This is a genomic window from Gordonia sp. GN26, from assembly GCF_054823965.1.
Genome location: NZ_JSYC01000133.1, coordinates 1 through 9348, shown reverse-complemented (window position 1 = coordinate 9348; position 9348 = coordinate 1). Strand labels below are relative to the sequence as shown.

Annotated in this window: 9 protein-coding genes and 1 pseudogene; all 10 read right to left on the bottom strand. The window is 66.4% G+C overall.

Annotation, left to right across the window (positions count from 1 at the left end):
* Nucleotides 1-1326, bottom strand: a 1326-nt coding sequence (locus tag OK17_RS19925) for an AMP-binding protein (protein ID WP_461418496.1), incomplete at its 3' end; no start/stop codon positions are given.
* A gap of 183 nt (nucleotides 1327-1509) precedes the next feature.
* Nucleotides 1510-2772, bottom strand: a pseudogene (locus OK17_RS19920) (RNA polymerase sigma factor).
* A gap of 24 nt (nucleotides 2773-2796) precedes the next feature.
* Nucleotides 2797-3174 carry a YciI family protein gene (locus OK17_RS19915; protein WP_232715277.1) on the bottom strand — a complete coding sequence of 126 codons (378 nt, stop codon included), beginning with the start codon at nucleotides 3172-3174 and terminating at the stop codon, nucleotides 2797-2799.
* A gap of 92 nt (nucleotides 3175-3266) precedes the next feature.
* The gene (locus OK17_RS19910; protein ID WP_461418495.1) at nucleotides 3267-3773 is read right to left on the bottom strand and encodes a M15 family metallopeptidase; all 507 of its coding nucleotides are present in this window, start codon (nucleotides 3771-3773) and stop codon (nucleotides 3267-3269) included.
* A gap of 128 nt (nucleotides 3774-3901) precedes the next feature.
* Nucleotides 3902-4297, bottom strand: coding sequence for a VOC family protein (locus OK17_RS19905; protein ID WP_461418494.1), 396 nt, complete (start codon nucleotides 4295-4297; stop codon nucleotides 3902-3904).
* A gap of 1 nt (nucleotide 4298) precedes the next feature.
* The gene (locus OK17_RS19900) at nucleotides 4299-4607 is read right to left on the bottom strand and encodes an ArsR/SmtB family transcription factor (protein ID WP_232715274.1); all 309 of its coding nucleotides are present in this window, start codon (nucleotides 4605-4607) and stop codon (nucleotides 4299-4301) included.
* Between the two features lie 76 nt (nucleotides 4608-4683).
* Nucleotides 4684-5670: an oxygenase MpaB family protein gene (locus OK17_RS19895; RefSeq protein WP_232715273.1), complete on the bottom strand. Its 987-nt coding sequence runs from the start codon at nucleotides 5668-5670 to the stop codon at nucleotides 4684-4686.
* Between the two features lie 252 nt (nucleotides 5671-5922).
* Complete coding sequence (locus tag OK17_RS19890) at nucleotides 5923-7071, bottom strand: phosphotransferase (protein WP_461418493.1); 1149 nt, start codon at nucleotides 7069-7071, stop codon at nucleotides 5923-5925.
* A 99-nt stretch (nucleotides 7072-7170) separates the two neighbouring features.
* Entirely contained in the window at nucleotides 7171-7920 is a 750-nt protein-coding gene (locus OK17_RS19885; protein WP_461418492.1) for a hypothetical protein, read from the bottom strand.
* 55 nt (nucleotides 7921-7975) lie between these two features.
* Entirely contained in the window at nucleotides 7976-9247 is a 1272-nt protein-coding gene (locus tag OK17_RS19880) for an MlaD family protein (RefSeq protein WP_461418491.1), read from the bottom strand.
* Nucleotides 9248-9348 lie beyond the last annotated feature (101 nt).

Sequence of the window (9348 nt, the reverse complement as noted above, 5' to 3'; positions counted from 1 at the left end):
GTTCTCGACCTCGGCGCAGTAGATGTTCTCCCCGCCGGAGATGACCATGTCCTTGGCGCGGTCGACCACGAAGAGGAACCCCTCCTCGTCCTGACGGACCAGATCGCCGGAGTGGAACCAGCCGCCGCGGAAGGCATCGGCGGTTTCGTCGGGCTTGTTCCAGTACCCCTTCATCAGGGTCGGGCCGCGATAGACGATCTCCCCCACCTCACCGGGCTCGACGTCGTTCATGAGCGGATCGACGATCCGTGCGGTCACGGCCGGCACCACCTTGCCGATCGACCCGATCTTGCGCAGCGCGTCCCTGCCCTCGAGGATGCAGGTCACCGGTGACATCTCGGTCTGCCCGAACGACGTCATGTTGAGTACGCCGGGGAATGTCTCGTTGATGGCGTTGAGCACGGTGTCCGACGCGGGCGCCCCGCCCCAGCTGAGGTGCCGCAGTCGGAGGGCACGGGGGCGGGCCTGCTGCGCGGCGCACACGGCCTGCCACTGTGCGGGCACCATGAACACCGACGTCGATCCCTCCCACTCGAGGGTGTCGAGCATGACGTCGGGATCGAAGGATCCGAGCGGGTGGATCACCGCGCGGATGCCGCGGTAGAAGACCATCGCGAAGGTGGCGAGACCGGCGATGTGAAACATCGGTGGGACGATCGACGCGACGTCCCCGACCTGCGGATTCGTCGTGGAGATCGACGTGACGGCCTGCGACTGGAAGTTCTGATGGGTCAGCATCGCGCCCTTGGGCCGGCCGGTGGTGCCCGAGGTGTACATGATGATCGCGACGGCGTCTTCGGGGACGTCGACGAACGGAAGGTCGGACGGGTCCTCGGCGATGAGGTCCTCGAACCGGAGATGGTCGCGTGTGTCGCTCTCGCCGACGACGATCACGGTGTCCGCGACCCCGCTGAGCTCGCGTGCGGCGTCGACGATGCCGGTCAGCGCAGTCTCGGTGACGACGACCTCCGCGCCGCTGTCGGTCATGAGGTAGGCCATCTCGCCGGGACTGTTACGGATGTTCACCGGTACTGCGATCGCGCCGATGAGGGTCGCTCCCAGGATCGCCTCGGCGTACTCGGTCCGATTGAGCAGCGCCATCATGACCCGGTCGCCGAATCCCACGCCGCGTCGGCTCAACGCTGCGGCGAAGGCACGGGACCGCTCCTCGATCTGCTTCCACGTGCGGGTCTCGCCGAGGAAGGTGAGCGCGGGCTCGTCGGGGGTCATCTGCGCGTGCCGGCGGACCTGGTTGTTCCAGTGGTTGCGGCGTGAGCGGTGGGGCTCGGAGGTCAGATCGGTGACGGCCTCGGCGATTGCGGTCATTTCGGCCTCCCAATGGCGGCGGACACCCGTTGTCCGACTTGTCGTACCGAGTCATCACCCTAGGCCGTGAACCGTGCGGAAAGCGCTGTGCAGCCGATGATTTGCTCCTATGGAAGAGTTAGCCCACTCCTATGGCACCGGGTCTCGTCCGTCGCGACCCGAACGTCGCCACCCGAATAGGGATCAGTACTCGCCACCCGCTCGGTGGTGTAGCCACTCGCGGACATGAGGGTCACGTGTCAGCATTGCCGCACGCTGGAAGTGCTGCCGTGCGGCGGCCGTCGCGCCGTTGCGGAACAGCAGATCCGCCCGAGTGGCATGGAACGGCTGGAAGTCGTCGAGATCGTGCTCCGACTCGAGTTGGTCGAGCAAGGCCAGACCTTCGGCCGGTGACCCCGCGCGCCCCACGATCGCCGCGTGAGCCACCCGTGCACCCAGGGTCGGGGTGACGGCGACGAGCGCGGTCGACAGTGACCGGAGGGCGTCCCAGGCGACGACACCGGTGCGTGCGCGATCGGTGTGCACCGACTGCATCGCGGCCTCGAGCTGGAACCGTCCCATCGGTGCGTCGAGGGAGGCGGCACGATGCAGCATCGCCTCGCCCTCGCGGATCAGGTCTCTGTTCCACCGGTCGGTGTCCTGTTCCTCCAGAGGGACGAACGGTCCGATACGGGCGGGCGCCCGTTACAACGAGAGGGCGATGAGAGCGGCCAGGCCCCATGCCTCGGGTTCGTCGTCGAGGAGATCGGCGAGCGTCACCGCCAGATACAGCGCCTCCCCGGCCATCGAGTCGACGGCGCCGGTGCCAGAACCGTTCGTCTCGTTCCAGGCGATGGCGAAGCACCCGTAGACCGCCTCGAGGACCGCCGACAGGCGTGCCGGCATCGCGGCGCGGTCGGGAACGACGAACGGGATGCGGGCGTCCCGGATACGTCGCTTCGCGCGTACGAGGCGCTGTGCCATCGTCGCGGGCGCCACCGCGAACGCCGCGGCGACATCGGCTGCCTCGAACCCGAGCACCGCCTGCAACATCAGCGGTGTCCTGATGGCGGGGTCGATCGCCGGGTGCGCACAGGTGAACAGCAGCTCGAGACGCTTGTCGCCGATGGCATCGGGGTCGAGTTCGTCGAAGGGTGTCACGCTCACCTCCCCCACTGCGTCGGCCCGGTCGTCGAGTTCGGTCGACTTCCGATGTACCGCGGACTTCCAGACGTCACGCTGGTGGTTACGGGCAACGGAGAGCAGCCACGCGGCGGGGTTCTCGGGTATGCCGTTCACCGGCCACGTGCTCAGCGCGCGTTCGAAGGCGGTCGCCAATGCGTCCTCGGCGAGCGCGAGGTCGCCGGATGCCGCAGCGAGAAATCCGACCAGCCGCGAATACGATTCGCGTGCGGCATGATCGGCGGCGGCATGCGCCCCGTCCCGGGTCGTGCGTTCCCCGGTCATCCGCTCGGTGTCACTCGTTGGGGGTCATTCGTTGGGGGTCCAGACCCCGTTCACGGTGTACGTCGCACCGGGACGGATCTCGATGACGCCCCACTCGATCGGAGGCGCCTGACGAGCCCACTCGATGGCCGCGTCCAGGTCGGCGACATCGATGATGATCGTTCCGCCGAGCTGCTCCTTCGTGTCTGCGAAGGGTCCGTCTTGAACGACGAGCTCGCCGTCGACCTTCCGGATCGTCGTGGAGGCGGTCGAGTGCCGCAGCACTTCGGCACTCACGAGGACGCCGGCATCCTGCAGCGCACGGGTGTAGGCCGAGAATGCGGCCTGACCGGCCTGGATGGCTTCGTCGCCGAGCGTCGAGGCGTCGTGCTCGGGGTAGTGCAGCAAGAGTGAGTAGTGCATGGTCGACCTCCAGATCACGAGGACCGGCTCTCGGTCCGTGTGAGGAGATGACGAGCGTGCGACCCGTCGATCGACAGCCTACGACCGATGGGTCAATTCCCGCGCCGATCCGCCCGGACTGCGGCATCGGGCCACATCGGCGGACACGGAGTTCCCGGCGTGGTCGCCAACTCGAAATGCCACCACTCGTTGACGAAGGTCCGGCACAGCCCCCACCGGTGACCGTTGCGTTCGAGCCACGCCGCACCGTCCCACGGGCCGACGTCGACCGCCTTACCCCGAACGTGCGGAGACTCCTCGGCGGGCAGGACCCAGCGTCGGGCGGCCTCAGGGCTGCCGTAGGTGGCGATCGCGTTCCGCCAGAGCTGTCGTTGCTCGGCATCGGACCGCTTCCCCGAGGTGACCCAGATCGAAACCCCCTGCGCCCGAGCCTCATTCGAGGCGAGCGTGTACGACGCGGCGAGACTGGGAACCAGGCCTTCCGTCCCGGGGGCCAGGACCGCGGGCGTTGCCGCCGCCGACCCGACTCCGACCATGGCAGCCGCAACGGCGCCCGCGGCGAGTGCGGCACACGTGAACCGAGACGCGAGGTTGCTCATCGGACCAGTAAACCGCACGAGGGCCTTCGAGCGGGCCGTGCGCCGGTCTGCGATCGTCGAAGCAATGGCAGCCTCGGGTGCACACGTCATCATCTACAGCAATGACGCCCACGCGGACCGGGTGTTCTTCAGTCTTCCTTGATCGCGGCGAGCTGGATCAGGTTTCCGCAGGTGTCGTCGAAGACTGCCACGACCGCGGTACCGACGTCGGTCGGTTCCTGGGTGAAGACGACACCGTGTTCCCGGAGGCGTCGGTACTCCGCCTCGACATCGTCGACGGTGAACTGCGCCAACGGGATACCGTCTTCGACGAGCGCGTCCCGGTAGGGCTTCACCGCCGGATGCCCGGCCGGCTCCAGCAAGAGTTCGGCGCTGTCCGGCGCCTCCGGCGACTTGACGGTGAGCCACCAGGTGTTCTCTCCCATGGGGATGTCGTGGTGTTTGGTGAAGCCGAGTACGTCGGTGTAGAAACTCAGCGCCTTGCGCTGGTCGTCGACGAAGATCGAGGTCAGGGTGATTCGCATGTCATGCCTTTCGTGTCAGCGGCCACCGTTTGGTGATCTCTGCCAGCGGCGCCGGATCGAAGTAATGGAACTTGGCGCGCCCGCGTTTCTCGGTGTGGACCAGTCCGGCGGCCTCGAGTACCCCGAGATGCTGCGAGATGGCCTGGCGGGTCAGGCTCAAGCCCCGCTTCGTGGTGAGCCGTCCGCAGATCTCGAACAGCGTCTGACCGTCGCGGTCGGCGAGTTCGTCGAGAATCGCACGCCGCGTCGGATCGTCGAGAGCATGGAACACGTCGGCCACACCTGACGATAGGCAAGTATTTGCTTGCATGTCAACGCCGCTGCGCGGATACGCGGGGCGGGCCCGCAGACATGATGTCTGCGGGCCCGCGCCGAGAACAGATCGGTCAGTTCCGGGGGTATGGCACGCCCACGCGTTCGTAGGACTCGTAGACCTCTTTCATCTTGCCGTCGCGGAACGAACCCAGTAGCGCCTTCACTGCACGTCGACGGGCGGCGGCAACCGGCCTCGGATACTGCTTGGTGTTCATGAGCTTCTGCGCCCACTCCGGGTGCAGGTCCTGGATCGCCCAGTCGACGAGGGTCATCAGCGGGCGCTGCCACGCCGGGTAGCGCCACGGTGCGGTCGGGTTGAGGAGCTCGACGGTCGGCATCGTCACGGCCAGGAACGGCAGCGAATCGGCGAGGTACTTGTCGACGCCGTCCTTGGTGGTCGGCACGTTCGCTCCCCCGAGCTCCCGACCCATCCGCGCGTAGTCGTGGAAGAACTCCTCGAGACGGTCATCGCTCAGCGGGTCAGGATGGAACGCCTGGTGCGACGCCGCGAGCGCCCACGCCTGGGTGCAGTAGTTCCACGTCAGCAGATCAGGGTCGCTGGCCTTGTAGGGGTGACCGTCGGGACGGACACCCTCGATGCGGTTGTGCATCCCGCGAACTGTCTTCGACACCCGTTCGGCCACCGGGGTCGACGCCATCGCGACGCCGAAGAAGAACGAGAGGGTGTGGCCGGAGCGGGACGACATCGCCTTCTCGTCGAACTGTCCGGTCGGGACGCCGTTGATCCGTTCGATGGCGCGCGTGTGCTCGTACGCCATCCACGCCATGTCGGGGTGAAGGGTCTCCATCATCGCGGCGGCACCCATCGCGATCTGCACCGTCGGGAGATGCTCGTGGATGTACCAGACCGCACTGCCGGGACCGAACCACCCGGGATCGCCCTTGGGTTCGGTGAACTGGACGTTGCGGAAGAACTCGTCGCGGATCCCTTGGAAGGACTTGTCCACCGCCCAGTCGAACACCGTGCGCTTGTGCGGCACGGGCGCGGCCGACGGGGTCGACTCAACAGCGGGTCGTGCTGTGTCTTGGATCACCATGGAACCGAGAATAACGCGACAAGTCAGTCGTATTCTATTCGCTTTCCGGCGCGCTCACAGCAACCATTGTTGTCTCCAAAATGGTTGTACGGCACGGTGATTCACCGACCACGAGGACGCTGATCATTGTTCCCGTGCGAAGTGCTCGCATTCCGGTCGTCAACCGGCGGACTCGTGAGCAGCAGGTCTCCTAACGACGAGCGCGCCGTCCCACTGTGGGACGGCGCGCTCGGTCGGATCCGGTGCCGGTACTCAGGCGAGGGCCGCCTTGATGGCCTTGTCGACCTCGAGGTCCTCGACCATGGAGTTCGCGGCCGCGAAGGCGAGTTCGACACGGTCGGGCGGCTGCAGTCCCGGCCACACCTTACAGATGGCGATGGAGTCCCAGGCGTCGAAGGCGAAGAAGCGGAGCGCTTCCCACGCCTGATCGAAAGTGGGTGCGTCGTCGACACCTTCGTCCTGGAGGGTGTCGAGGTAGGCGCGGAGGAGCTTCTCCTCGTTCCCGCGGCGGATGTCGGCTGGGGTCGAGTGGGTCATCATGTAGCTGACCTCGCGCAGACCCGGGCCGCGGTGGATGACCTGCCAGTCCAGGAGGCCGGCAGTGCCGTCGGGCTTGAGGTAGGTGTTACCGATGTGGGAGTCGCCGTGCAGCATGGTCTGCGGCCCCTGCTCCCATTTCGCATGCAGCGCTTTGTCGTTCTGGTTCGCGAACTCCGCCATCCGCCGCGCGGCCGGCGGGATCTCGACGCTCTCGTCGTTCAGGATCGTCTTGCGCACCTTGCGGAACTGCCACAGCAGCAACGGGAATCCCGGGCGCGCCGATTCAGGGGCGATCCACGGCAGATCTGACGCGAGCCGAGGGCTGTTCCAGAATTGTGCGTGCACCTTTGCCAGCGTTCGCATGATCGCCTCGACCCCCGGAAGGGTGATCTCTTCGATGCTGAACGGGAAAGTGGCACCGGCGGCTTCGAGGTCCTCGAGGACGAGCAGATGCCGGGCTCCGTGGCCGGCATGCGCGAAGTACGACTTCGGGGCGATCGAGTCGTCGAGCTGCGGTCGGATCTGCTCGTAGAACTTCACCTCGTTGACCGCCATGTCGAGCGCCGCCACCATGGTCCGGTTCTTCGCATTCAGGGGCGTCGACTTGATGAAGACACTGGTGGGCAGCCCGGCGTCGAGGCCGACGCGGTTCCACTGGATACCGAGGCGGTTGCGGTCGGTGGTTCCCGATGTGCCGTCGAGCCGGGTCACGCTCTCGGCCACCGCCCCCGGCGTGGTGGCGGCGAGGACCTTGGTCAAGAAGGCAGTTTCCACCTCGCCGACACTCGAGGGTTTGGGGGCCGGGGCCCAGGGAGAGATCGCGAACGACGTCTCGGCCAGGGCCTTCAAGGTCTGCTGCATGGTGTGGTCTCCCGCCGTGTGCAGGCGCCAACATCGGACGCCAGATGCGACATAGTTTACTTCGTCACCTATGTGCGGGGATCGGATTCGCGGGAACGATCAGGGCAGTTCGACCTTCGATGCGAGCCAGCGTCCGTCGACCTTCTCCATCGTCATCAGGATGCGGCTGCGATCCAGGCGAGGATCCGGGCTTGCCGTGTTCGTCACCGTCTGATCGACGAACAGCATCACCTCGACCTTGTTCTCGGACTGGGACTTGATCCCCGCGTCGATCACGGTGCCCTTGCCGGTGGCCTGATTGTCGACGAGCAGCTGCCGGAGCTGAGAGCTCGAGCTCGAGTACATGTCCTTGAACTCGCCGGTCGCACCTTCGAGTACGCGCGCGAAGTCCCGGTCGAGGTTGCGGGTGTCGATGCTGGTGAGTGCGACGGCATAGTTCTCCGCGGTCCGCAGGGCCTCCTGACCGGCGTTCTCGACGTCGATGCGGTTCTTGAGCTGGAGGCCGAAGACGATCGCCAGCGCGGAGGCTGCGATCGTGATGACCGCGAGCAACCCGACGCCTGCGGCGCCCCAACCGAATCGGGCGGGCCTGCGTCCCACCGGACGTCCGCCATCTCCGGTGGAGGGCTCGGTCTCGGCGCTGTCGTCGTCTGTGGTGGCGTCGGCGCCCTTCGCCGACTTCTTGCCCGTCGATGTTGTCGTCGACTTCGGTGACTCCTTCCCGGCCTTCGTCTCGGACTCCGTCTCGGTCGACCTGTCGTCGACGGTGGTCGACGTCGTGTCGTCCTGGTCGGTCACGATGGCATCAGTTGCGTCGGTGTCGGTCTCGACTGCCATACCGGTCTTCATGGTGATTCCTTTCTCGAGGGTGGAGGTTCCGCCGGACGTGTGGACACGCCGCGGGTCACTGCGGTGGCGGTGGCAGCGGAACCTTCGGTCCTCCATAGGGCGTGGGAATGGTCAGCGGGCCGCGCGGAGGCGGATCGGCAGTCGCCCGCGGGTCGACGTTCGGCGGCGGGCCGGAGAGGTATTCCTCCCCCGCCGGATGCGGAGCGTTGCGCGCACCGCGGACGAGGATCGCCGGGTCGGGATCGTTGCAGTAGGTGTACAGGTACGGCATCGGATAATCCGGGATCGCCGGCGGCTTCCGTGGCAGGTCGTAGTCGCAGACGTAGCGTTCGTAGACGTCGACGATGCCCCAGGTGCCGCCGTCACGGAACGTCGAACCGATGGCCTCGAGCACCGAACCGCGATGGTCGGGCCAGATCGCCTCCAGCGCGGGCACTCTCAGGTACGACAGCTTCGAGATCGTGACCAGATTGCCGAGCAGCTGGACCATCGTGGGCGAGTTGTCGGCGAACATCGTGTCCACCGCGGCCATGGTCGCCGGCCCCTGGTCGACGAGGCGCCGGAACCCGCCGTCCATCTTCTCCACGCCGGTGAACACATTGCGGAGGTCGGCGGACATCGTCCGGATCTTCGGTGCGGTCTCCCCCAGCGTCCCGAGCATCACCTTGCTGGACTTGAGCAACGACGTGGTGTTCGGCAGTGCGGTGTGCAGGGTCGACAGCATGAAGATCCCGCCGTTGACGATGTTGTCGAGCTTTTCCACTCCCTGAGGCGAGACGCCGAGTTCCTTGACCACGACCTCCAACTCTTCGGGGTTGATCTGGTCGAGCGTCCCTTGCAGGCCTTCGAGGACCTCGGCGATGGGAGTGGGCGTCGTGGTGCGTTTGGCATCGATGACGGCGTTGTCGGTCAGATAGGGGCCGTCGCCGTTCGCCGGACGGAAGTCCAGGTACTGCTCGCCGGCCGGGGAGAGTCCCGACACCCGAACGGCAGTATCGGCGGGGATCTTGGTGTCGGTGGACACGCGCACCACCGCGACGACACCGGACTCGCTGAGGTCGACAGCGGAAACGCGGCCGATGGACACACCGCGCATCGTGACGTCCTGACCCGCCAACAGCCCACCGGAATTGAGCAGGTTGACCCGGATGGTCATCTGCGACGCGCCGGGGTTAATGCGGAGCGCACCGAAGAGCAGGTAGGCGACACCGAGGACCAGAGTGAGTGCCAGCGCAACGCCGGACAGGATCAGGCGTCGGGCGCGACCCCACCGGACGGCTCCGACAAGTCCGGCCGCGACCGGCTCGGCGACCCTGCGGATTCCCATCACCGACCTCCTGTCGACTGCTTGTACAGCTTGTCGAGCAGGTAGGAGATGCTGCCGATCACGTTGATCACGTCCGTCGCGTCCGGCACGCGCATCCCGGG